This window comes from Nocardia sp. CA-135398 (assembly GCF_050955845.1).
GTDB lineage: Bacteria > Actinomycetota > Actinomycetes > Mycobacteriales > Mycobacteriaceae > Nocardia.
The window spans coordinates 7070780-7093614 of record NZ_CP192084.1 but is presented as its reverse complement, the minus strand read 5'-3'; the positions used below and the strand labels follow the sequence as shown (position 1 = coordinate 7093614).

The following is a 22835-nucleotide window of genomic DNA, read 5'->3' as shown; positions in this document are numbered from 1 at the left end:
CGGAGCGAAATATAAAGGGGCGCAACAATGTACGAATCGATGGTTACCGTGGTCGGGACCGTGGTCACCCATCCGGTCAAGCGCGATCTGACCAATGGCGAGCAGGTGGTGACCTTCCGGATGGCGAGCAATTCGCGGCGGTTCAATCCGGAGACGAGTGAGTGGGTCGACAGTGGGACCCTCTACCTCACCGTCAGCTGCTGGCGCCGTCTTGTGGTCGGTGTCGACGCCTCATTGCGGCGCGGCGATCCGGTGATCGCCTACGGCCAGCTGCGCACGCACGAATATCGGGCCAGGGATGGCGTGGAGCGGCGTGATGTCGAAATGCGCGCCACCTCGATCGGCCCTGACCTGTCCCGCTGCACCGCGCAGGTGGTCCGGCGCGCGGTTTCGGGCGCGGCATCCGGACCCAGTACCCTGGCACGGAATAGTTGTGACCGATCCAGCGCTGATGACCGTGCACGCGCCGATGGGGAGGGACCGGGGGAGGACGCGACGTCCTTGACTTCCGCACCGTCCCGGCTCGCGGATACCGAGCCCGTCGACGCTTGATCGCACGGCCGGATACTCCGGCGACAGTGGTGGCTCTGCTGCATTCCATCGATACCCACACCGATAGGCTTTCCTCTATGGCTGAGTTCATTTATCAGATGAAGAAGGTTCGCAAGGCGCACGGCGACAAGGTCGTGCTCGACGATGTCACCTTGAACTTCCTTCCCGGCGCGAAGATCGGCGTCGTCGGCCCCAATGGCGCGGGTAAATCCAGCGTGCTGAAGATCATGGCCGGACTGGACCAGCCGAATAACGGAGACGCCTTCCTGGCGCCGGGTGCCACGGTGGGCATCCTGCAGCAGGAGCCGCCGCTGAACGAGGAGAAGACGGTTCGCGGCAATGTCGAGGAGGGCCTCGGCGAGGTCAAGGTGAAGCTGGATCGCTTCAACGAGATCGCCGAACTCATGGCCACCGACTACTCCGACGAGCTCATGGACGAAATGGGCAAACTGCAGGAGTACCTCGATCACGCGGATGCCTGGGATGTCGATTCCCAGCTCGAGCAGGCCATGGACGCGCTGCGCTGCCCGCCGCCGGACGAGCCGGTCACCACCCTCTCCGGTGGTGAGCGCCGCCGCGTCGCACTGTGCAAGCTGCTGCTCAGCAAGCCCGACCTGCTGCTGCTCGACGAACCGACCAACCACCTCGATGCCGAGAGCGTGCTGTGGCTCGAGCAGCACCTGGCCTCCTACCAGGGCGCCGTCCTCGCCGTCACGCACGACCGATACTTCCTCGACAATGTCGCCGAGTGGATCCTCGAACTCGACCGCGGCCGCGCCTACCCGTATGAGGGCAACTACTCCACCTACCTGGAGAAGAAGGCCCAGCGTCTCGAGGTCCAAGGCAAGAAGGATCAGAAGCTGCAGAAGCGGCTCAAGGAGGAGCTGGCCTGGGTGCGTTCGGGCGCCAAGGCCCGCCAGGCCAAGAACAAGGCCCGTCTCGGCCGGTACGAGGAGATGGCTGCCGAGGCCGAGAAGCACAGGAAGTTGGACTTCGAGGAGATCCAGATCCCGGCGGGTCCGCGCCTGGGCAGTGTGGTCGTCGAGGTCGAGCATCTGGACAAGGGCTTCGGCGATCGTCAGCTCATCAAGGATCTGTCATTCACCTTGCCGCGCAACGGCATTGTCGGTGTCATCGGTCCGAACGGCGTCGGTAAGACCACGCTGTTCAAGACGATCGTCGGGCTCGAGTCGCCCGACAGCGGCGAGGTAAAGGTCGGTGAGACGGTCAAGCTGAGCTACGTCGACCAGAACCGCGCGGGCATCGACCCGAAGAAGAATGTGTGGCAGGTGGTTTCCGAGGGGCTGGACTTCATCGAGGTCGGCAACCAGGAGATGCCCTCGCGGGCCTACGTCAGCGCGTTCGGCTTCAAGGGTCCGGATCAGCAGAAGCCAGCCGGGGTGCTCTCCGGTGGTGAGCGCAACCGCCTGAACCTCGCGCTCACCCTCAAGCAGGGCGGCAACCTGATCCTGCTCGACGAGCCGACCAATGACCTCGACGTGGAAACGCTGGGCTCGCTGGAGAACGCGCTCGAGCAGTTCCCGGGCTGCGCCGTGGTCATCTCGCACGACCGCTGGTTCCTCGACCGCACCTGCACCCACATCCTGGCGTGGGAGGGTGACAACGACAACGAGGCCAAGTGGTTCTGGTTCGAGGGCAACTTCGAGGCGTACGAGGCCAATAAGATCGAGCGCCTCGGCCCGGAGGCGGCCCGCCCGCACCGGGTGACGCACCGCAAGCTCACCCGCGGCTGAGTCCGGCGTTCGGCGGGGCGGTTGCCGTGTGCACTGTCCCGTCGGGCGAGCCGAGCGGGTTCCCTCGGGCCGCCCCAGCACATTTCGGCCGAGACGAAGCGGCGGATGGGTCCGCGTCGCATGCTTCTCGGGGAGGTAGCGGGCGCAGTCCGGGCTATCCGCGATGCCTACCGCCGGACACCCTTCGGGATCGAGCCGCCGCTCCGGGTTGCGGACCGCGGCCGAGGCGATGACATCTGTGCATGACGACGTCATACGGTCGTTCTGCCGAAGGAATTGCGGCGAGCACACACCGCGCGGCGTCTTCATCGAAGGAAATACGGTCGACACACGCCCTTCCAAAGATCTGACTATGGTGGGGGACGTGCATGCGCAGGCGCAGTCCGGGCATTGGGTCGCTACCACCGCGATTGCGTCTACCTGACGTCGCCGGTCCGATCGGGTGCTGTGCCGGGACCATCGACCTCGGCAATCAAGCGGCGAACGCTGCGGTTCGGTGAACACCCTGCATTTGGAAGGGATTTCACCCACGCGTCAGCATGGCACAGCTACTCTCGGACCGGCGTCACTTTGTTGCGGAACCGAATCCGAGGGAGTTGGCGAAAAAATGACGGTCTCGTCCGAATTGTCCAGCGCGGCGTGGGCCGCGAGCTTGCCGCAGTCGCTGCGCGGCGAACTCGCAACCCTCGAGGAGGCGTATTTCCGCCACGTCGACGCGGGCGATGTGGACTGCGCGATCACCGGGATCACCCAGATCTTCCGGCGGCATATGGAACTCGCGATGACCCGCCCCGCCGGGCGGGCGCTGGTGCGGGTCTACCACCCCGACGACGGCTCCGGCCTCGGCGCCGCGGTGCAGTTGGTCACCGACGATATGTCGCTATTGGTGGAGTCGATCACCTCGTCGCTGAGCCGAATGGGCGTCAGCGTGAGCGAAGTGATCCACCCTATCTTCGAGGTGACGCGCGATCCGGACGGACGGCTGACCAGCGCGGCACCGCACGAGGTCGACAGCAACAGCACCAACGGCCTGCGCGAATCGTGGATGCACCTGCAACTGCACCCGTCGACCAGTGCCGCCCTGCTGGACCGGATCGAGCAGTCCATGCCGGATGTGGTCGCGGATGTGCGTCAGGTGATCGGCGATACCGAGGCCATCAAACAGGTGCAGAGCAATCTGGCCGATGAGCTGGAGATGGCGGCGAAATCCGGCCATGCGCCGTTCTCCGATACCGACCTGATCGATACCGCGAATCTGTTGCGCTGGTTGGCCAGTGGCAACTTCACCGTGCTCGGCTATGCCCGGTATCAGCTCAGCGCCGATGAGGGACAGACGCTCTCGAACCCGCTGCCCGGTACCTGCCTCGGCGTGCTGCGCCCGGATGTCGGCACCGACTTCCGGGTGCCGATCAACGCCGGCGACGGCCCACTGCTCATGCTCACCCAGGGCCTGGTGCCCGCCACCGTGCACCGCTCGGTATATCCGTACTTCGTCGGCGTCGCCGACTTCGACGAGTCCGGCGCGATCGTCGGCGAGCACCTGTTCATCGGTGTCTTCACGGTGACCGCGGTGCACGAGAACGTCCTGGATATCCCGGTGATCGAGCGCCGGGTGCGTTCGGTGATCGAGGAGAGCGGCTTCGATCTGGACTCGTTCTCCGGGCAGGCCATGCTCGAGGTCATCCAGTCCTTCCCGCGCACCGAACTGTTCTCCTCCGATGCCGAGACCATGCGTCGCACCGCGACCGCGGTGCTGAATGTCGGTCTGCGCCGACAGGTTCGGCTGTTCCTGCGCTCGGACGGCTACGGCCGGTTCGTCGCGTGCCTGGTCTATCTGCCCCGGGATCGCTACACCACGCGGGTGCGACTGGAGATGCAGGAAATCCTGGTGCGCGAACTGGGCGGTGTCTCCATCGACTACTCGGCGCGGGTCAGCGAAAGTGAGCTGGCCAGTGTGTATTTCACGGTGCGCATGCCGGAGTCCGAGCTCGGGGTGCCACGCGAGTCGGTGGCCCAGGCCGATACCTCCGAGGCCAATCGACTGCGCATCCAGAACCTGCTCGCCGAGGCGACGCACACCTGGGACGACCGCCTCAACGATGCGGTGAACACCTCGACCGTGCTGGATCCCGGCGTTGTACAGCGCTACGCCGAGGCCTTCCCGGAGGCGTACAAACAGGATTTCGCCGCCGAGCGCGCACTGGCCGACGTGGTCCGGCTGGAGGGCCTCGCCGCGGGCTCCATCGACCAATACTTGTATCGCCGTGCGGATTCGGTGCCGGGTTCGTGGCGGTTCACCCTCTACATCGGCGGCAGCGGCATCTCGCTGAGCCAGGTGCTTCCGGTGCTGCAGAGCCTCGGTGTCGAGGTGGTCGACGAGCGGCCGTATCAGATTCTGTTGGATCCGGTAGTCGGCGATGAGGGCGGGGAACGCTGGATCTACGACTTCGGCCTGCTGGCCCGCCCGGAGCTGCTGCGCAGTTCGCTGGACCGGGATCTGGACGCGGAATTGCTGGAGTCCTCGGCCCGAGCCGATGCGCTGGAATCGGAGGAGCGCGGGCTGCACGACCGGTTCACCGAGGCCTTCGAAGCGGTCTGGTTCGGCCGTGCCGAAGCAGACGGGCTCAATGAACTCGTGCTGCGTGCCCGGCTGACCTGGCGGACGGTGTCGATCCTGCGGATGTACGCGAAGTACCTGCAGCAGGCCGACTTCCCGTACAGCCAGGCGAACATCACCAGGGTGCTGCTCGCCTACCCCGACATCGCGCGACTGTTCGTCGATCTGTTCGCGGCACGGTTCGATCCGGATACCGAATCGGCGGAGCATGCCGCCGAATTGGAGACCCGGGTCCGCGGCCGCATCGATGAGGTCGTCAGCTTGGACGCCGACCGGATCCTGCGTGCGATCCTGTCGCTGGTCAAGGCGACGCTGCGGACGAACTACTATGTGACCGATGCCAAGGGCAATTCGCGCGGGTACATCTCGGTGAAGGTGGAACCGCGCGAGATCGCCGAATTGCCCAAGCCGAGGCCGCAATTCGAGATCTTCGTGTATTCGCCGCGGGTCGAGGGCGTGCATCTGCGCTTCGGTCCGGTCGCGCGTGGCGGGTTGCGCTGGTCCGACCGTCTGGAGGACTTCCGCACCGAGATCTTGGGCCTGGTCAAGGCACAGGCGGTGAAGAACGCGGTCATCGTGCCGGTCGGCGCCAAGGGTGGATTCGTGGTGAAGCAGCCGCCCGCGGCCACCGGTGATCCGACCGCGGATCGGCAGGCGCTCGGCGCGGAGGGCGTCGAGTGCTATCGGACCTTCATTTCCGGCCTGCTCGATGTCACCGACAATGTCGACCGCGCGACCGGTGCGGTACTGCCGCCCGCGCGGGTGATCCGCCGCGACGGCGATGACACCTACCTGGTGGTCGCCGCCGATAAGGGCACCGCCACCTTCTCCGATATCGCCAATGATGTGGCTCAGCGCTACGGGTTCTGGCTCGGTGACGCTTTCGCCTCGGGTGGTTCGGCGGGCTACGACCACAAGGCCATGGGCATTACCGCCAAGGGCGCGTGGGAGAGCGTGAAACGCCACTTCCAGGAAATGGATATCGACACGCAGACAACGGATTTCACCGTGGTCGGCGTCGGCGATATGAGCGGCGATGTGTTCGGCAACGGCATGCTGCTGTCCGAGCACATCCGGCTGGTCGCGGCCTTCGACCACCGGCACATCTTCCTGGATCCGGAGCCCGATTCGGCCATCTCGTTCCGGGAGCGGCAGCGGATCTTCGCACTGCCACGTTCGTCCTGGGCCGATTACGACACCTCGCTGATCAGCACCGGCGGTGGCGTCTGGGATCGCACCGTCAAGTCGGTGCCGATCAGCCCGCAGGCGCGAAAGGCATTGGGGCTGGCCGACGATGTGGTCGCGCTGTCGCCGCCGGAACTGGTGCGGGCGATCCTGCTCGCGCCGGCACAGCTGCTGTGGAACGGCGGTATCGGCACCTACATCAAGGCGAGTACCGAGACCAATGCCGAGGTCGGCGACAAGTCCAATGACGCGGTGCGCGTCAATGGAAATCAGCTGCGGGTCAAGGTGATCGGTGAGGGCGGCAATCTGGGTGCGACCGCGCTCGGCCGCATCGAGTTCTGCCGCAACGGCGGCAAGATGAATACCGACGCACTGGACAACTCGGCCGGTGTCGATTGCTCCGACCACGAGGTCAATATCAAGGTGCTGCTCGACGGCGTGGTCAGCGCGGGCGTACTTCCCGAGGCAGAACGCAATCCGCTGCTCGCCTCGATGACCGATGAGGTCGCCCAGATGGTGTTGCAGGACAACGTCTCCCAGAACTTCCTGATGGGCATCTCGCGGGCCGAGGCGCCTCGGATGCTGAATGTGCACAAGCGGCTCATCGAAGATCTGGAGGCGCGTCGCGGGGTGGACCGCGAGCTCGAGGCGCTGCCCTCGGAGGTGGAGATCAAGCGCAGGCTCGAGGAGGGCACCGGCCTCGCGTCGCCGGAATTGTCCAATCTCATGGCACACGTGAAGCTTTCGCTGAAGGCCGATCTGCTCGAAACCGATCTGCCGGATACCGCCTACTTCGCCACCCGGCTGCCGGAGTACTTCCCGACACCGCTGCGCGAGCGTTTCGGCACCGCCATCAAGCGACACCGACTGCGCCGCGAAATCACCACCACCATGGTGGTGAACGAGATGGTCGACTACGGCGGCATCTCCTATGCCCATCGGCTGAGCGAGGAGGTCGGCGCCAGCTCGACCGACGCGGTGCGCGCCTTCGCGGCCGCCAGCGAGATCTTCGATCTGCACGAAATGTGGGCGCGGATCCGGGGCACCGATGCCGCGGTGTCGGTGCGTGACGAACTCGAGCTGGAGACCAAGCGGACACTGGACCGCGCCTCGCGCTGGTTGCTGAGCAACCGCCCGCAGCCGATCGCGGTCGGCGCGGAGATCAACCGGTACAGCCGGGGTGTGCGGGAACTGGCGCCACAGGTGCCGGGCTGGCTGCGCGGACATCATGTCTCGACGCTGACCGATCAGTCGGCCGAAGTGATCGCCCGCGGCGCGCCGACCGACCTCGCCACCGAGGTCTTCGGGCTGCTGAATCTGTTCCCGTTGCTCGATGTGTTGGATATCGCAGATATCACCGATCGCGATGGTGACGAGGTCGGCTCGCTGTACTACGCGCTCAACGATCACCTCAAGATCGATTGGCTGTTGCAGGCGGTCAGCCACCTGGAACGCGGCGATCGCTGGCATGCGCTGGCCCGGCTCGCACTGCGCGACGATATGTACGGATCGCTGCGCTCGCTGACCCTCGACGTGCTCTCCGCGGGCGACCCGGAGGAGACAGCGGACGAGAAGATTGCATACTGGGAGTCGAAAAACCAGTCCCGGCTCGGGCGCGCTCGGGCCGCGCTGTCGGAGTTGTTCGAGTCCGGAACCCACGATCTCGCCACGCTGTCGGTTGCAGCGCGGCAAGTGCGAAGCATGGTGAGCGGGGTGGGCGCTCAATCGGAGGTACCGCGTTGACCAGTTCGCTGAACGGTAATGGGAGGGCGCTTGGTGGCAGCCTGCTGCTGCCCAAGCGCTTCCACGCCAAGGTAGACGTCAGGTGGTCGGACATGGATGTGTTCCAGCACGTCAACCATGCCCGCATGGTGACCCTGCTGGAGGAGGCACGGATTCCGTGGCTGTTCGAGGACGGACGCCCGACCGCGCCATTGCGCGAGGGCTGTGTCCTGGCCGACCTGCGGGTCCGCTACCGCGGCCAGCTGCGTCACGAGGACACCCCGCTCGATATCGCCATGTGGATCGAGCAGTTGCGTGCGGTCGACTTCACCATCGGTTACGAGGTCCGCGCCAATGGCGCGGCCCCGGACTCGCCGCCCGCGGTGGTCGCCTCGACGCAGATCGCGGCCTTCGATATGCGCTCGCAGCGCCTGCGTCGGCTCACTGATTCCGAACGTGATTACCTCGCTGAGTGGAAAGACTGACAGCGGGGCGAATCGACTCGCCTAGAGGTGGTGGCCGAGCGGGCGTGTGGGTCTCGATCGGGGGCCGTGGTGGAATGGTCGCGTGGTAGTGGCTGAATCCAGTTGCGGCGGACAGATGGTGCCGCGCTGATGTCGGGGCAGCGGGTGCTCGATGTATCCGATCCGGCCGAGCGGGAGAACCTGGCGACGTTCCTGACTCGGGCGGTGCGCTTGGATCCCGCGGCGGTGGTGCGCATGCGCCGTCGCGGGGAACGGTATGTATCCGCGTGGGTGGCAACGGGTTTCGAGGCGCTCGCGGTGCGCACCGTGGTCGCCGAACTCGGCGTCGACGATGTCACCGTCGGTGCCGACTTGGTGCTGGCCGGGTTGCCCTCCGGTAGTCCGATCGATCTCGGCTACTCGATGGATTCGGCATGGCGCGGTGCGCTGCCGCCGGATGTCGGCTTCGAACATGTCGATGATGTGCCCGCGCGTACCCTGGTCGAACTCGCCGAACAGGGTGCGGCACTGGCCAAGGAACACGGCAGCAACCACGGCCCGCCCGCCTCCCTGCTGGATCAGACGGTGCTGACGGTATCTGCGGCCGAGGTTCAGGTGCAGGTTCCGATGCGGGTCGTATTCGCTCTTACCGCAATGGATTTCATTCCACACTCTGGCGACAAGGCCGATCCGCGCCGCATTCCGGCCACCGAGATCGTGCGTGTTCGAGCCACCAAGACCTGGCTGCGTATCGATGCCCGGTACGGATCGGTCGCTCGCCGTCAAGGTGGCGGCATCCCGCTCACCCCCAGCTAGTGCCGTGTCCAGATAGCTTCTGCCGTATCGCTGCGCGGGCCCTGGGGCCCGTCGAATGGCCTCATGTCACGCCGAGCAGGCGCAGGACGGCTGTGGTGGCTGCGGCGGCGAGGATTACCACGAGCATGGGTTGGTTGCGCCAGGCCAGCAGGCCGCCGACGAGAACGCCTGCGGGGAGTGCGAATCCGAGATGGCCGGATCCGGTGGGCACGGTGGTGATGGCGACCATGGCGGCCAGTAGGACCACCGCGCCGATTTCCAGGAGCTTGGTGGCACGCTCCGGGAAGCGAATGCGGTTGCGCAGGGCGGGGCCTGACGAACGGAAGGCGTAGGTTCCGGCGGACAGTGCCGACATGGCCACCAGCAGGATTGGGGTATTCATACCTGCGCCCCTCTCGGTTCCGTCCGGGCTGTGTTGGTGTTCGGCTCGGTCATGGGGCTTGCGTTCCGTTGGAGCCAGGCTCCTCGTCGCGCTGCTTGGTCGACATCGCGAAGAAGAGCCCGGAAAGCGCAACCAGCACAGGCATTCCCGCGGGTAGAAACGGTGCGCTCGCCACGGCGGTGATGGCCCCGACGAGTGCGGCGCGCAAGGTGCTACGTGCCCGGAGTGCGGGCATGATCAGCGCCAACAGCACCGCCGGGAATACCGCATCCAGCCCGATCGCACCGGTATCGGGCACCACCGTGCCGATCAGCGCGCCGATGGCCGCACCACCCGGCCACGCAACGAGCACACCCAATCCGCTCACCCAATACGCGGCCCGTCGACGCGTCACATCGGGCTGGGCCAGTGCCAGCGCGACGGATTCGTCGTTCATCACATGCACGCCGATGCGCCGCCGCCATCCGGTGCCGACCACATCGGGCACCGACAGCCCATACGGCAGATGCCGGGCATTGACCAGCAATCCGGCCAGTACCGCGGCGATCGGGCTGCCACCGGCGGCCATGATCCCGATGAACAGGAACTCCGCCCCACCCGCGAGCACCACGATCCCGAGCACAATCGGCACCCAGAGCGGAAATCCGGAGGTGACCGCGGTAGCGCCGTAGGAAACCCCGATCAACCCGACCGCGAGCAGTACCGCCGCGATGCCGGAGAGGGTGTCCCGATCGAGTGTTCGCCATATCGAACGCATGTAGCTTATAGTGAACATGGCGGGACGATTCGTCAATATGGTTCTCTGTTGGGCGGTCAGCTACTCGACGGGAGCGGAAATGGAGCAGACTCCGACGACGCCACAGGCGGTGATCGCCGCCGCCCTGCGCCGCGAGCGCACCCGCGCCAGGTTATCGCTGACCGAGGTGGCCAACCGGGCGGGTGTGGCGAAATCCACACTGTCCCAACTGGAATCCGGTACCGGCAATCCGAGCCTGGAGACTTTATGGGCGCTGTGCGTCGCCCTGGATATGCCCTTCTCGCGGCTGCTCGACCCGCCGCGCCCCACCGTTCACGTGATTCGCGCGGGGGAGGGGCCGGTGGTCGCCGCCGCTGAGTCCGAGTACCGCGCAACGCTGCTGGCGGCCGGTCCGGCCAACTCCCGCCGCGATATTTTCCGCATCACATCCGAGCCAGGGCATGCGCGCAAATCGGAGCCGCATATCCCGGGCGTGGTCGAGCACGTGCTCCTCGCCAGTGGTCGCGCACTCGTCGGCCCGATCGACGCGCCGGTCGAACTGGCGCCCGGCGACTACATCGCCTACCCGGGCGACGCACCGCACGTCTTCGAGGCCCTCGAACCGGACACCTGGGCGACGCTGGTGGTCGAATACACCTGAAGGTCAGGCGGCGCCTTCACCGAGATACTGCAACCACACCGGGTCGAGATCGGCGGTCGTGGACAACAGCCGCCAATGCGGCCCTTTCGGCGAAACCAGCGGCGAACGCAATGTCCACCCCAGCTCGCTGAGCAGTTTGTCGGCCTTGCGGTGGTTGCACGGTGCGCAGCTCGCGACGCAGTTCTCCCAGGAATGTTCACCGCCGCGGCTGCGCGGGATGACGTGGTCGATGGTCTCCGCCTTGCCACCGCAATAGCCGCAGCGGTAGCGGTCGCGATGCATGAGGGCGGCGCGGGTCATCGGGACGCGCGCCCGATAGGGCACGTGCACATAGCTGCGCAGCCGGATGACGGATGGAATCGTGACGGCGGATTCAGCGGAATGCACCACCGAGCCCTCGGGGTCGTGGTGGACGGTGTCGGCTTTATCGCAGATGAGAAGTACGACGGCTCGGCGCGCGGACAAGGCGGTGAGCGGCTCGTAGGTGGCATTCAGAAGCAACACCCGGCGCTTCAACCAGTTGGCGGCCTCGTTCTGGACGGGCGTGAGGTGTGGAATGTGGTGAGCAGGCTCACCGGTGCGATGGGCACCCGGATGGTGGTCGGACAAGATGTGCAGCGGAGTAGCCCCCGACCCACGATTGTGGACGTCGGCGGGCTGGAGTTGTCGGTGCGTCCTGGCCTCATGTGATCGGCCGTGCCGCTGCTTCATGTTGACCCCGGTTTCTTCGTAATCAAGATCATGTGGTATCTCGGCAGAGACTGCCACCCAGTTGACCATGGAACGCCTGCTATTGCACGGTGATTTCGCACAATGTCGGATGAACTGTGGTTGAAGGGCCGCCCGTTCGTAACGCGGGCACAATGGACGGCGGCCGCAGTGCTCGAGACAATACAGCCTGGCCCCGATCGAGAGGATTCGATGACTTCCGGCGAGCAGACAGCCACGTCGTTCTACGAGGCGATCGGCGGGGCGGAGACGTTCCAGCGCATCGTCGCGGCGTTCTATCGCGAGGTGGCCGATGACGAGGTGCTGCGCCCGCTGTACCCGGAGCAGGACCTCGGACCGGCCGAGCGGCGCCTGCGCATGTTCCTGGAGCAGTACTGGGGCGGTCCGCGCACCTACTCCGACGAACGCGGGCACCCGCGGCTGCGGATGCGGCATATGCCATTCAAAATCGGTCCGGTGGAGCGCGACGCCTGGCTGCGCTGCATGCGCATCGGCGTGGCGGAAATCGAACCGGAAATTCTGGACGATGAACATCGCAAGGCATTGCTCGACTATTTGGAGATGGCGGCAAATTCGCTGATGAATGCGGCTTGGTGAGATCATCTCGGCCAATTCCGGGTCAGCGCCAGGGTTACGGTACGGGTTGTGCAACGCTGGAAATTTGCCGAATGTCACAGAACACAGTTGAGCTTGGGCGAATTTACCGAAAATCTTTGGCACTATTGCGGATGTGACTGATACACCTGCCGTGCCGGCGTCGGTGGATCGCACCGCTCAACCTTGGTGGCGGTCGGCCGTGTTCTACCAGGTCTATCCGAGATCCTTCGCGGACTCCAACGGTGACGGGATCGGCGATCTCGGTGGAGTTCGCGAGAAGCTCGGCTATCTCGAACTACTCGGGGTGGACGCGCTCTGGATCTGTCCGGTGATGCGTTCGCCGATGGCCGACGGTGGCTACGACGTCGCCGATCCGCGTGATATCGACGCACTGTTCGGCGGTATGGCGGCGATGGACGAACTGATCGCCGAGGCGCACGACCGCAATCTCAAGGTCACCATGGACCTGGTGCCCAACCACACCAGTGACCAGCATCCCTGGTTCGCCGCGGCGTTGGCCGCCGCACCCGGCAGCCACGAACGCGAGCGCTACATCTTCCGCGACGGCCGCGGACCCGACGGCGCGACGCCGCCGAACAACTGGCCGAGCATCTTCGGTGGACCCGCCTGGACCCGCATTACCGAGCCCGACGGCACCCCGGGGCAGTGGTACCTGCACATCTTCGCGCGCGAGCAACCCGATCTGAACTGGCAGAATCCGGAGGTCGCCGCGGATTTCGAGCAGACGCTGCGGTTCTGGCTCGACCGCGGCGTCGACGGCTTCCGCCTCGATGTCGCGCACGGCATGGCCAAACCGGACGGCCTGCCCGATATGGCGCGCGTCGACACCAAGATGCTCGTGCACGACGACAGCGATCCGCGCTTCAACAATCCGCATGTGCACGAGATCCACCGCCGCATCCGCAAGGTGCTCGACGAGTATCCGAACGCGGTCTCGATCGGCGAGGTGTGGGTCGACGACAACACCCGCTTCGGCGAGTACGTCCGACCGGACGAACTGCACCTGGCTTTCAATTTCCGCCTCGCCGAGGCGGAGTTCACCGCCGACCTCGTGCGGGCGGCGATCGACAATTCGCTCGCGGCCGTCGCGCCGGTCGGCGCATCGCCCACCTGGACCCTGTCCAATCACGACATCGAGCGCGAGGTCACCCGCTACGGCGGCGGTCCGGTGGGGCTGGCACGGGCCCGGGCGATGATCATGGTGGAGTTGGCGCTGCCCGGTGCGGTCTTCATCTACAACGGCGCCGAACTCGGACTACCGAATGTGGACGATCTGCCGGAGGCGGTGCTGCAGGATCCGGTCTGGGAGCGCTCCGGACATACCGAGCGCGGACGCGACGGCTGCCGGGTGCCGATTCCGTGGGAGGGCGTGACGCCGCCGTTCGGCTTCACCACGGCCGAGCAGTCCTGGCTGCCGATACCGCCGGAGTGGGCGTCATCGTCGGTCGAGGCGCAGTTGGAGGCGTTGGGCTCCACGCTGTCGCTGTATCGCTTGGCGATCGAATTACGCGGTGTCCGACCGGAATTCGCTGGTCCGCGGATCGAGTGGTACGGCAGTCCGGCGGGTTGTCTCGCCTTCCGGCGACCCGGTGGACTGGTCTGTGTATTGAATGCCTCGTCCGAGCCGATCTCGCTGCCGCCGGGGGACATCCTGCTGACCAGCGCCCCACCGGTGAACGGACAGTTGCCCGCGAATGCCGCCGCCTGGCTGGTGTGAGTGGACAACACGAGTTCGACCAGAGCGCGAACTACTACAGAGGATCGTCTAGTTTGGTTCCTGTGAGTGAGCGAAGCGAGCGAACCATGTGCCAGCGCGCAATGCGCATGACGGAGCCGAGCGTCAGCGAGGCGCAGTCATGAGCATTCTCGAGACAGTGCTGATCTTCCTCGGCATCCCGCTGGTGATCTACGGCGCGATCGCCGGATTGTCGTATCTCGGCAAGCCACTGCCCGGCGAGAAGCCGGTCCACTTCGACCTCGGTCAGAAGTGGACCCAGCCTCCCGTGCTGTGGAGTGCTACCGACGAGGTGACCGGATCGGGTCACCACGCTGAGTCGTCGCATGGGCACCATGCGGCAATCGAATCCACCGACGTGGAGCTGATCGGAGGCCGGGCAAGTGGCAAGTTCTAATTGGCCCGCGGTAGTCGAATCCGAACTGCCGCACGGATCGGTGGTCACCAGCAGCGGCCGGGTCTCGGGTGTGCACGAGGCCGGTGCGGTGTTCAAGGAAGCCCCGTTCAGCGATGACGAGCGGCTCGCCATGGACAATGCGCTCACCGAGGCGACCCGCGCGACCAAGCTGCGCTTCAACATCTACATCGGCGATCTCGGCGCTGATCCGGCCGCCGGTGCGGACGCGGTCTTCCCCGCGACCCCCGAGGCCGCGCGTTCGGTGCTCATCGCGGTTTCGCCCAATGACAAGGCCATCGAGGTGCGCTCCGGCCACGAGGTCGCCGATCGCGTCAATGACCGCGTCTGCCAGCTCGGCGTCACCGCGGCGCTGAGCTCGCTCCGGAAGGGCCAGCTCATCGACGGTCTGGTCTCCGCGGTCCGCGTGATGGCCGCGCAGATCGGTCGCTGACCCGTACCGCGTGCTCCGGCGCGTTCACCGCTGAGGTGGACGCGCCGTTTGCGTTTCGGCCGTCGAAATACGAACGGGGCGTGCGCATCACGATGGATGGCACGCCCCGCCTCAGTGACATTCAGTCCTGAGCGTCGAAGGCGCGGGCGCGCAGCGAGCGTTCGATGCCCGCCTTGCCCTCGCTCACCAGGCGGCGCAGAGCAGGCGGATGGTCATCGGCGAGGAATTTGTCCGCCGTCGCGACGGCTTCCTCGCTGATCGCCCAGGCCGGGTAGAGCCCGACGACCACGGTCTGGGCGACCTCGCTGGAGCGGCGCTCCCAGACGCCGGGAACCTCGGCGAAATAGCGCTCCACGTACGGCGTCAGCAGCTCACCCTGCCCATTGGGCGCGAAGCCGCCGACGATCGAGCGGGCGGTGATATTCGGGACCGAATCGTCCGACATCACCGTTGTCCAGGCCTGCTCCTTCACCTCGGCGATCGGACGGGCCGTCGCGGCGGCCGCGGCATGGCGCTTACCGGCGGCGGTCGGATCGTTGGACAACTCTTGATCGATGGTGGGTGTGGCGAGACCATCGACGTCGATCTCACCGGCGGCGGCGAGCGCGGTCACCAGCCGCCAGCGCAGATCGGTATCGACGATCAGACCGGGCAGGCCGACCTTCGCCGGATCACCGTCGAGCAGTTCGCGCAGCACCTCGGTATGCCAGGCCGACAGCTTGGCGCCGATGAGTGCGTTGACGAAGGCGAGTTGGTGGTCCGAACCCGCCTCGGCCTCGCGCGCGAGTTCCAGCAGCCGGTTGGCGTATTCGGGCCAGCCGGTGGTGTTGGCCCATTCCGGATCGGCGTAGCTGCCGATCGCGGTGTTCGCCTGCATCAGGAGTCGTTGCACCACACCGATTTCGGATTCGGCGCCGATGCCGCGCTGGATCAGTGCGACGAAATCGCGGGCCCGGAACTCGGCCTGCCTGGTCATCTCCCAGGCGGCCGACCAGGCCAGCGTGCGGGGCAGCGGTTCGGCGATATCGGCGATGCGGTTCACCAGCACGTCGAGCGAATCGGCATCCAGGCGCACCGAGCAGTAGGTGAGGTCGTCATCGTTGACCAGTACGAACGTGCCGCGTGGCACACCGACCAGTTCGGGGACGTCGGTGCGCTCGGCGGCATCGAGATCGAGTTCGACGCGCTTGGTGCGCACCAGCTTGCCGTCCTGATCGTCGTAGACGCCGACGGCGAGGCGATGGACGCGACGTTCGCCCGCACCGGGCGCGGCGCCCTCCTGCACCACGGCGAACGAGGTGAACTTGCCCTCGGCGTCGACCTCGAAATCCGGGCGCAGGATATTCAAGCCGGTGGTCTTGAGCCACTGCGCGCCCCAGCCGGACAGATCGCGGCCCGAGGACTGTTCCAGCGCCGAGAGCAGATCGTCGAAAGTGGCATTGCCGTAGGCGTGTTCGGTGAAATACGCGCGCAGACCCGCGAGGAACGGCTCCAGCCCGACGTAAGCGACGAGCTGCTTGAGCACGGAAGCGCCCTTGGCGTAGGTGATCCCGTCGAAGTTGACCTCCACCGCATGCAGGTCCGGGATGTCCGCGGCAATGGGGTGGGTGGAGGGCAGCTGGTCCTGCCGGTAGGCCCAGGACTTCTCCACATTCGCGAAAGTGGTCCAGGCACTTGTGTATTCGGTCGCCTCGGACTGGCACAGCACCGAGGCGAAGGTCGCGAACGACTCGTTCAACCACAGGTCGTCCCACCACTTCATGGTGACCAGATCGCCGAACCACATATGCGCCATCTCGTGCAGCACGGTCTCGGCGCGGCGCTCGTAGGAGGCTCGGGTCACCTTGGACCGGAAGACGTAGTCCTCCAAGAACGTAACGGCGCCCGCGTTCTCCATCGCGCCCGCGTTGAACTCCGGGACGAACAGCTGGTCGTACTTGCCGAAGGCGTACGGCACACCGAAGTTGTTGTGGTAGAAGCCGAATCCCTGCTTGGTCTCGGTGAACAGGCGCTCGGCGTCCATGTGCTCGGCGAGCGAGGCCCGGCAGTAGATGCCGAGCGGGATAGTGCCGTGATAGTCGGTGTAGGCGTCGGTCCACTCCGCGTACGGGCCCGCGATGAGCGCGACCAGATAGGTGCTCATCCGCGGGGTGGTGCGGAACAGGTGCTTGCCGGGATCGGCGATGAGCGTATCGACCGCGGCGGCGTTGGAGATGACCTTCCAGCTCGGTGCGGCGGTGACGCTGATATCGAAGGTGGCCTTGAGATCCGGCTGATCGAAGCAGGCGAACATGCGCTTGGCATCGGCGGTTTCGAACTGCGAGTACAGGTAGACCGCGTCATCGGTGGGGTCGACGAAGCGGTGCAGGCCCTCACCGGTATTGGAGTATTCGCAGTCGGCCTCGACGACGAGTTCGTTGTGCTCGGCCAGACCGGTGAGGGTGATGCCCTTGGCTTCGTCGTAGTCGGCGACGTCGATCGGCGTGCCGTTGAGCACGGCGGAGCGGACCCCGCGGGCGACGATATCGATGAACGTGCTCGCGCCCGCGGTCGCGGTGAAAGTGACCGTGCTGCGGGAGAAGAAGGTCTGCTCGCCCGGCTGCCCCGCCCCGTCGGTCAGGTCGAGCTCGATGCGATAGTTCTCGACCTGCACTGTCGAGGCGCGTTCGATCGCCTGGTCGCGAGTCAGGTTAGGTGCGGACATTGGACTCCTTCGTGGTTCGAAGAACATGCACGGGCGGCCCCCCGGCGGGCACAGCACTCACCACAATGCCACCTCGGTAAGGTTGCCCGCGCGGGACTTTTTCCCATAAACCCTATCGACCAGGATCGGAGCTGCGACGTGAAGCACATCCACGCCGGAAAGGTGCGCGACCTCTACGAGGACGGCGACACCCTGCTGCTCGTGGCGTCGGACCGGGTATCGGTCTACGACGTGGTGCTGCCGACGCCGATCCCGGATAAGGGCGCACTGCTGACCCAGTTGTCGAACTGGTGGTTCGAATACTTCACCGATGTGCCCAACCATGTGGTCTCCGCGACCGATGTGCCCGCGGAATTCGCCGGTCGCGGCATCCGGGTCAAGCCGCTGAAGATGGTGCAGGTCGAATGCATCGCGCGCGGCTATCTGACCGGGTCTGGGCTGAAGGAGTACGAGCTCACCGGGACGGTTTCCGGCGTCGCACTGCCGCGCGGTCTGCGCGACGGCGACATACTGCCCGAGCCGATCTTCACCCCGACGAGTAAGGCCTCCGAGGGCCACGACGAGCCCATCACCTTCGCGGATGTGGTGAATCAAGAGGGCCGCGAGGTCGCCGAGCAGTTGCGCGACCTGACTCTGAAGATCTACACCCGGGGTGCCGCGCACGCCGCCGTGCGCGGCGTCATCGTCGCCGACACCAAGGTCGAATTCGGTTGGGACGGCGACATCCTCACCCTCGGCGACGAAGTACTTACCTCCGACTCCTCGCGTTTCTGGCCCGGCGCCGAATGGGAGCCAGGGCGTCCCCAGCGCTCCTTCGACAAGCAGTTCGTGCGCGACTGGTCCACGTCCACCGGCTGGAACAAGGAGTACCCGGGCCCGGAGATCCCCGCCGAGATCGTCGATGCCACTCGGCAGAAGTACACCGAGGCCTACGAGCTGATCACCGGGCAGACGTGGGGTGGCGCGCCCCGGTAGCCATCGCAGGGGCGGTCAAGCGAGGTATTCGGCCAGCCGGTCGAGGTAGGGTCGCTGGCCTGCGCCCAGTTTGTCGCGCGCGGTGGCGAGGTCCAACCATTCGATGCGGTCGATTTCCGGGAAGGTGGCGAGCCGGCCGGATTTGGGCGGCCATTCCATTTCGAAGGTGCCCGGGACAACTGTGGACGGGTCCAGATCGCCCTCGACGGCCCAAACGGTGAGGTTCTTCGCGGATTTGCCACTGCCGTAGCGGACCTCACCCAACGGCACCCGCTCGCCCTCGGGCACCGGCAGCCCGAGCTCCTCGAGGAACTCCCGCGCCGCGGCCACCTCGGCACTCTCGTGCTCCGGCTCGTACTCACCCTTCGGAATCGACCAGGCTCCCGCATCCTTCCGCGCCCAGAACGGCCCACCCATATGCCCGATCAACACCTCGGTCGCACTGGAGCCCCGACGAAACAACAGAATCCCAGCACTGTATTTGCCTGCCACACCGAGCAGTCTGCCGCCTAGCGCCTACCAGCCGGGTGCGAACGGGTCAGCCGTGGCGGAGGTGGGCGGCGCGGAGGGTCAGGTAGTTGCGTTCGGGGGTGCTGGTGGTGTGGTTGGCGGCGGAGGTGTAGCAGGTGATGGCGGCGGCGAAATCGCCTGCCATTTCGTGTAGGTGGCCGCGGACGGCGTCGAGGCGGTGGTTGCCTGCCAGCTGGTCTTCGAGGGTGGCGGCGAGTTCGAGACCGGCGGTGGGGCCGTGCACCATGGCGGTGGCGACGGCGCGGTTGAGGGTGATCATCGGATTCTTCGAGATGCGCTCGATCATGCTGTACAGGGCCAGGATTCGACGCCAGTCGGTGTCCTCGGCGCGCAGCGCCTGCGCGTGCAGTACGGCGATCGCGGCTTGGATCTGGTAGGGACCGGTGAGACCCGAGGCGAGGGTGCCGGTCGTCAACGTGATGCCCTCGGTGATCAGCTTGCGATCCCACAGCGCGCGGTTCTGTTCGGCGAGCGGGATCAATTCACCGTGCGCCCCGGCGCGTGCGGCTCGCCGGGAGTCGGTGAGCAGCATGAGCGCGAGCAGTCCGGTGACCTCGGTGTCGTCGGGGAGCAGCCGATGGATCGACCTGGTCAGGCGGATCGCCTCATTCGAGAGGTCGGTCCGCTGTAGATCGGGTCCGGCGGTGGTGGTGTGTCCCTCGTTGAAGATCAGATACAGCACGTGCAGCACCGCACCGAGCCGCTCGTGCCATTCCGCGTCACCGGGCCTGGCGAACGGGCGGTCGATGGTGGTCAGCTTTTTCTTCGCACGCGTAATCCGTTGCGCCATGGTCGCTTCCGGCAGCAGGAAGGCATTGGCGATCTCGGCCGTGCCGAGCCCGCCGACCGCACGCAATGTCAGTGCGATGGCGCTCGCGGACGACAGCGCCGGATGGCAGCAGAGGAAGAACATGGCCAGCGTATCGTCGCGATCGACGGTCTCCGCATCGGGCACATCGCGCTCGAAAACCGTTGTCTCCCTGCGTCGCCGAGCCACCTCGGCGCGCACCGCATCGGCCATCCGCCGCTGCGCGACCTGGATCAACCACGCCCGCGGATTATCCGGCAACCCGTCGGCGGGCCATTGGGTCGCCGCCGCCAGCATGGCCTCCTGCAGCGCGTCCTCGGCGGTGTCGAAATCGCCGAATCGGCGTACCAATGTGCCGAGGACCTGCGGCGCGAGTTCGCGCAACAGGTCCTCGATGGGCAGTGCTTCGGGCATGGACGATTATTGTTCGGTCGCCGGAGCACCCATCACCGCGCGTACCTCGATGTACTCACCGATCGGCTTACCGCCCGGTCCCGGGCCAGCCGAAGCCTGTGCGGCGATCTCCAGCGCACGCTCCGGACTTTCCACATCGACGAGCCAATATCCGGCGAGGAACTCCTTGGTCTCCGGGAACGGACCATCGGTGATCACCGGTGCGGTGCGCCCGTCCGAACTGACCAATCGTGCCTCGTCCGGTCCGGCCAGCCCCTGCGCGTCGACCAGCTCACCGGTCTTTGCCAGCTCCGCGCCGAGGGCCCGCTGGAAGTCGATATGCGCCTGGATCTCCTCCGGCGTCCACTCGGTGATCGGGACGTCGCAGTTGGCGGCGGGTCCATAGGTCTTGAGCAGCATGTACTTCATATCCGGTCTCCTAGCCTTCGGTGCGCCCCGCTGGCGCGCTCGCGATGAGGTCGGAGCCGCGCACACCGATCCGACGCATCCCCGATGGTGATCCGCATCACAGCGGCACGGAGGTGTCGGCGAGCCGTTCCGGATCGACCTGCTGGCCGATCAACTCCTTGATCCGATCGGTCACATCCCAGATGTTCACATTCATCCCCGCCAGCACCCGGTTCTCGGTATCGAGCCAGAACGCGACGAACTCGCGCTTCGCCACATCGCCGCGCACGACCACCCGCGCGTACTCACCGGTCGCGGCATATCCGGTGTACTCCATGCCCAGGTCGTATTGGTCGGTGAAGAAGTACGGAAGGCGTTCGTAGGAAGCCGACTTGCCGAGCATGGTCTGCGCCGCGACGGCGGGCTGATTGAGCGCATTCGCCCAGTGCTCCACCCGAATTCGGCGCCCGAGCACCGGATGCTGCGCGTCGGCGATATCGCCGACCGCCACGATGTTCGGGTCACTGGTCGCCAGACTCGCGTCGACCAGAATGCCTCCGTCGGTCGCCAGTCCCGCGTTCGCGGCCAGTTCGATATTCGGTCGCGCGCCGACCGCGACGAGTACGGCATCGCCCTCGATCACGGTGCCGTCGGTGAGTCGGACTCCGCTTGCCAGATCCACCCCTCCCTGACTAGCGGTGATTGCCCCGGCCTGATGAGTGGTGATCGCCTCGACCTGCGCGCCGAATCGCAGGTCGACGCCGTGGTCACGGTGCAGATCCGCGAAGACCTGGCCCATCTCGGGGCCCAGCGCCGCCAGCAGCGGCAGTTCGGCGGATTCGACGATGGCGACTTCGACCTGGGCGGCGCGCGCGGCCGAGGCGACCTCGAGACCGATCCAGCCCGCCCCGATGATGACCAGCCGCCGAGCCGAGCCGAACAGCTCGATCAGGCTGTCGGAATCGTCGATGGTGCGCAACGTGTACACCTCGCGCGCATCCATGCCCGGAATCGGCAGGCGGCGTGGTGTCGAGCCGGTCGCGAGTGCGAGCTTGTCGTAGCCGAGCGTCGAACCATCCGGCAGCGTCACGGTTTTCGCGCTCGGATCGATCGCGCCGACCTCGGTGCCGAGCAATAGGTCGATGTGGTGATCGCGGTACCACTGGCTCGCATCGACGGTGAATTCCTCGAGCGATTTCTTACCGGTCAGATGTTCCTTGGACAGCGGTGGTCGCTCGTAGGGCAGATATTCCTCGGCGCTGATCAGCGTCACCGTTCCGGCGAAATCGTTGGCGCGCAGCGCTTCCGCCAGTTTGGCCGCGGCCAGCCCGCCGCCGACGATGACGAAATGCTGATCAGAGGTCATAACGGACTCCTTTTCGGGAGGGAACCGGACGCCTGCGTGTCACCCTACTGGGACCCGGGGCCGCCTTTGCAGAAAATCGGGCGTCCGGTCCGGGAACGAATCGCGCGCCCGCATGGTTGGCCACGAATAGTGGCGCGGCGAATCCGCGCGATACGTGCGTGCGATGGAGAGGAACAGGTCTGTGAGCGAGACGACCACCAAGAACGTTGCCGATTTCTGGTTCGACCCGCTGTGCCCCTGGTGTTGGATCACCTCCCGCTGGATTCTCGAGGTCGAGCAGGTCCGCGATATCGAGGCCCGTTTCCACGTGATGAGCCTGTCGGTGCTGAACGAAGGTAAGGAGGGCCTGCCGCCGCAATACGAGGAACTGCTGGCCACCGGCTGGGGGCCGGTCCGGGTCGCCATCGCCGCCGCCGAGGAGCACGGTGACAAGGTGCTCTCCCCGCTCTACACCGCGATGGGCACCCGCATCCACAACCGTCGCGAGGAGTACACCCGCGACTCCCGCAAGGAATCCCTCGCCGCGGTGATCGCGGATTCGCTCGCCGAGGTCGGCCTGCCCGCCGAGCTCGCCGCGGCCGCCGAGAGCACCGACTTCGACGAGGCGCTGCGCAAGAGCCATCACGCGGGCATGGACAAGGTCGGTCCGGATGTCGGCACCCCGACCATCCATATCAACGGCAATGCCTTCTTCGGTCCGGTGCTGTCGCGGATTCCGCGCGGCGAGGAGGCGGGCAAGCTGTGGGACGCGGCGGTCACGCTTGCCGACTACCCGCACTTCTTCGAGTTGAAGCGGACCAGGACCGAGGATCCGTCCTTCGACTGACCGAC

General features: G+C 65.9%; 20 protein-coding genes. 12 read left to right on the top strand and 8 right to left on the bottom strand.

Going from position 1 to position 22835, the window contains the following annotated elements; genetic code table 11:
• Positions 1 to 27: 27 nt before the first annotated feature.
• From ACQP1T_RS31585 to ACQP1T_RS31565, 5 genes are all read left to right on the top strand, one after another.
• Positions 28 to 552, top strand: coding sequence for a single-stranded DNA-binding protein (locus ACQP1T_RS31585; protein WP_433756673.1), 525 nt, complete (start codon positions 28 to 30; stop codon positions 550 to 552).
• Positions 553 to 629: 77 nt separating this feature from the next.
• Entirely contained in the window at positions 630 to 2306 is a 1677-nt protein-coding gene (ettA, locus tag ACQP1T_RS31580) for an energy-dependent translational throttle protein EttA (RefSeq protein WP_433756672.1), read from the top strand.
• A 607-nt stretch (positions 2307 to 2913) separates the two neighbouring features.
• Positions 2914 to 7851 carry an NAD-glutamate dehydrogenase gene (locus ACQP1T_RS31575; protein ID WP_433756671.1) on the top strand — a complete coding sequence of 1646 codons (4938 nt, stop codon included), beginning with the start codon at positions 2914 to 2916 and terminating at the stop codon, positions 7849 to 7851.
• Between the two features lie 8 nt (positions 7852 to 7859).
• On the top strand, positions 7860 to 8315 hold the full coding sequence (locus tag ACQP1T_RS31570) for an acyl-CoA thioesterase (protein WP_433762439.1): 456 nt from the start codon (positions 7860 to 7862) through the stop codon (positions 8313 to 8315).
• Between the two features lie 129 nt (positions 8316 to 8444).
• Positions 8445 to 9110, top strand: a complete 666-nt coding sequence (locus ACQP1T_RS31565) for a hypothetical protein (RefSeq protein WP_433756670.1) — start codon at positions 8445 to 8447, stop codon at positions 9108 to 9110.
• A 61-nt stretch (positions 9111 to 9171) separates the two neighbouring features.
• Here ACQP1T_RS31565 and ACQP1T_RS31560 read toward each other — a convergent pair whose 3' ends face one another.
• Positions 9172 to 9492 carry an AzlD domain-containing protein gene (locus ACQP1T_RS31560; RefSeq protein ID WP_433756669.1) on the bottom strand — a complete coding sequence of 107 codons (321 nt, stop codon included), beginning with the start codon at positions 9490 to 9492 and terminating at the stop codon, positions 9172 to 9174.
• A gap of 49 nt (positions 9493 to 9541) precedes the next feature.
• The gene (locus ACQP1T_RS31555) at positions 9542 to 10249 is read right to left on the bottom strand and encodes an AzlC family ABC transporter permease (protein ID WP_433756668.1); all 708 of its coding nucleotides are present in this window, start codon (positions 10247 to 10249) and stop codon (positions 9542 to 9544) included.
• 79 nt (positions 10250 to 10328) lie between these two features.
• Here ACQP1T_RS31555 and ACQP1T_RS31550 point away from each other — a divergent pair, with 79 nt between their 5' ends.
• The gene (locus ACQP1T_RS31550) at positions 10329 to 10889 is read left to right on the top strand and encodes a helix-turn-helix domain-containing protein (protein ID WP_433756667.1); all 561 of its coding nucleotides are present in this window, start codon (positions 10329 to 10331) and stop codon (positions 10887 to 10889) included.
• Positions 10890 to 10892: 3 nt separating this feature from the next.
• Here ACQP1T_RS31550 and ACQP1T_RS31545 read toward each other — a convergent pair whose 3' ends face one another.
• The gene (locus ACQP1T_RS31545) at positions 10893 to 11498 is read right to left on the bottom strand and encodes an HNH endonuclease (protein WP_433756666.1); all 606 of its coding nucleotides are present in this window, start codon (positions 11496 to 11498) and stop codon (positions 10893 to 10895) included.
• A gap of 312 nt (positions 11499 to 11810) precedes the next feature.
• Here ACQP1T_RS31545 and ACQP1T_RS31540 point away from each other — a divergent pair, with 312 nt between their 5' ends.
• From ACQP1T_RS31540 to ACQP1T_RS31525, 4 genes are all read left to right on the top strand, one after another.
• Positions 11811 to 12215: a globin gene (locus ACQP1T_RS31540; RefSeq protein WP_397038869.1), complete on the top strand. Its 405-nt coding sequence runs from the start codon at positions 11811 to 11813 to the stop codon at positions 12213 to 12215.
• Positions 12216 to 12348: 133 nt separating this feature from the next.
• A complete protein-coding gene (locus ACQP1T_RS31535) occupies positions 12349 to 13953 on the top strand; it encodes a glycoside hydrolase family 13 protein (RefSeq protein ID WP_433756665.1) in 1605 nt (534 codons plus the stop codon).
• A gap of 139 nt (positions 13954 to 14092) precedes the next feature.
• The gene (ctaJ, locus tag ACQP1T_RS31530) at positions 14093 to 14368 is read left to right on the top strand and encodes an aa3-type cytochrome oxidase subunit CtaJ (protein ID WP_433756664.1); all 276 of its coding nucleotides are present in this window, start codon (positions 14093 to 14095) and stop codon (positions 14366 to 14368) included.
• On the top strand, positions 14355 to 14819 hold the full coding sequence (locus ACQP1T_RS31525) for a DUF5130 domain-containing protein (RefSeq protein WP_433756663.1): 465 nt from the start codon (positions 14355 to 14357) through the stop codon (positions 14817 to 14819). Before ctaJ ends, ACQP1T_RS31525 begins: the two co-directional genes overlap by 14 nt.
• 121 nt (positions 14820 to 14940) lie before the next feature.
• Here ACQP1T_RS31525 and pepN read toward each other — a convergent pair whose 3' ends face one another.
• Entirely contained in the window at positions 14941 to 17523 is a 2583-nt protein-coding gene (gene pepN, locus ACQP1T_RS31520) for an aminopeptidase N (RefSeq protein ID WP_433756662.1), read from the bottom strand.
• 138 nt (positions 17524 to 17661) lie between these two features.
• On the opposite strand from pepN, the gene ACQP1T_RS31515 reads away from it, so the two are divergent.
• Complete coding sequence (locus ACQP1T_RS31515) at positions 17662 to 18498, top strand: phosphoribosylaminoimidazolesuccinocarboxamide synthase (protein WP_433756661.1); 837 nt, start codon at positions 17662 to 17664, stop codon at positions 18496 to 18498.
• 15 nt (positions 18499 to 18513) lie between these two features.
• Here ACQP1T_RS31515 and ACQP1T_RS31510 read toward each other — a convergent pair whose 3' ends face one another.
• The 4 genes from ACQP1T_RS31510 to ACQP1T_RS31495 all read right to left on the bottom strand — a co-directional run bounded on the left by ACQP1T_RS31510 (position 18514) and on the right by ACQP1T_RS31495 (position 22004).
• Positions 18514 to 18990 (bottom strand): NUDIX domain-containing protein, encoded by a 477-nt coding sequence (locus ACQP1T_RS31510; protein ID WP_433756660.1) that lies wholly within the window; start codon positions 18988 to 18990, stop codon positions 18514 to 18516.
• A gap of 46 nt (positions 18991 to 19036) precedes the next feature.
• The gene (locus ACQP1T_RS31505; RefSeq protein WP_433756659.1) at positions 19037 to 20251 is read right to left on the bottom strand and encodes an RNA polymerase sigma factor; all 1215 of its coding nucleotides are present in this window, start codon (positions 20249 to 20251) and stop codon (positions 19037 to 19039) included.
• 6 nt (positions 20252 to 20257) lie between these two features.
• Positions 20258 to 20659 (bottom strand): YciI family protein, encoded by a 402-nt coding sequence (locus ACQP1T_RS31500; RefSeq protein WP_433756658.1) that lies wholly within the window; start codon positions 20657 to 20659, stop codon positions 20258 to 20260.
• 97 nt (positions 20660 to 20756) lie between these two features.
• Positions 20757 to 22004: an NAD(P)/FAD-dependent oxidoreductase gene (locus ACQP1T_RS31495; RefSeq protein WP_433756657.1), complete on the bottom strand. Its 1248-nt coding sequence runs from the start codon at positions 22002 to 22004 to the stop codon at positions 20757 to 20759.
• 181 nt (positions 22005 to 22185) lie between these two features.
• Here ACQP1T_RS31495 and ACQP1T_RS31490 point away from each other — a divergent pair, with 181 nt between their 5' ends.
• A complete protein-coding gene (locus tag ACQP1T_RS31490) occupies positions 22186 to 22830 on the top strand; it encodes a mycothiol-dependent nitroreductase Rv2466c family protein (protein ID WP_433756656.1) in 645 nt (214 codons plus the stop codon).
• Positions 22831 to 22835 lie beyond the last annotated feature (5 nt).

What these genes read in the sequence shown, in the direction of transcription:
- ACQP1T_RS31575 (WP_433756671.1), top strand. Translation starts at nt 2,914, where the DNA reads ATGACGGTCTCGTCCGAATTGTCCAGCGCGGCGTGGGCCGCGAGCTTG.
- ACQP1T_RS31540 (WP_397038869.1), top strand. Translation starts at nt 11,811, where the DNA reads ATGACTTCCGGCGAGCAGACAGCCACGTCGTTCTACGAGGCGATCGGC.
- pepN (WP_433756662.1), bottom strand. Translation starts at nt 17,523, where the DNA reads ATGTCCGCACCTAACCTGACTCGCGACCAGGCGATCGAACGCGCCTCG.
- ACQP1T_RS31565 (WP_433756670.1), top strand. Translation starts at nt 8,445, where the DNA reads ATGTCGGGGCAGCGGGTGCTCGATGTATCCGATCCGGCCGAGCGGGAG.
- ctaJ (WP_433756664.1), top strand. Translation starts at nt 14,093, where the DNA reads ATGAGCATTCTCGAGACAGTGCTGATCTTCCTCGGCATCCCGCTGGTG.
- ACQP1T_RS31560 (WP_433756669.1), bottom strand. Translation starts at nt 9,492, where the DNA reads ATGAATACCCCAATCCTGCTGGTGGCCATGTCGGCACTGTCCGCCGGA.
- ACQP1T_RS31585 (WP_433756673.1), top strand. Translation starts at nt 28, where the DNA reads ATGTACGAATCGATGGTTACCGTGGTCGGGACCGTGGTCACCCATCCG.
- ACQP1T_RS31550 (WP_433756667.1), top strand. Translation starts at nt 10,329, where the DNA reads ATGGAGCAGACTCCGACGACGCCACAGGCGGTGATCGCCGCCGCCCTG.
- ACQP1T_RS31500 (WP_433756658.1), bottom strand. Translation starts at nt 20,659, where the DNA reads ATGAAGTACATGCTGCTCAAGACCTATGGACCCGCCGCCAACTGCGAC.
- ACQP1T_RS31505 (WP_433756659.1), bottom strand. Translation starts at nt 20,251, where the DNA reads ATGCCCGAAGCACTGCCCATCGAGGACCTGTTGCGCGAACTCGCGCCG.
- ettA (WP_433756672.1), top strand. Translation starts at nt 630, where the DNA reads ATGGCTGAGTTCATTTATCAGATGAAGAAGGTTCGCAAGGCGCACGGC.
- ACQP1T_RS31555 (WP_433756668.1), bottom strand. Translation starts at nt 10,249, where the DNA reads ATGCGTTCGATATGGCGAACACTCGATCGGGACACCCTCTCCGGCATC.
- ACQP1T_RS31495 (WP_433756657.1), bottom strand. Translation starts at nt 22,004, where the DNA reads ATGACCTCTGATCAGCATTTCGTCATCGTCGGCGGCGGGCTGGCCGCG.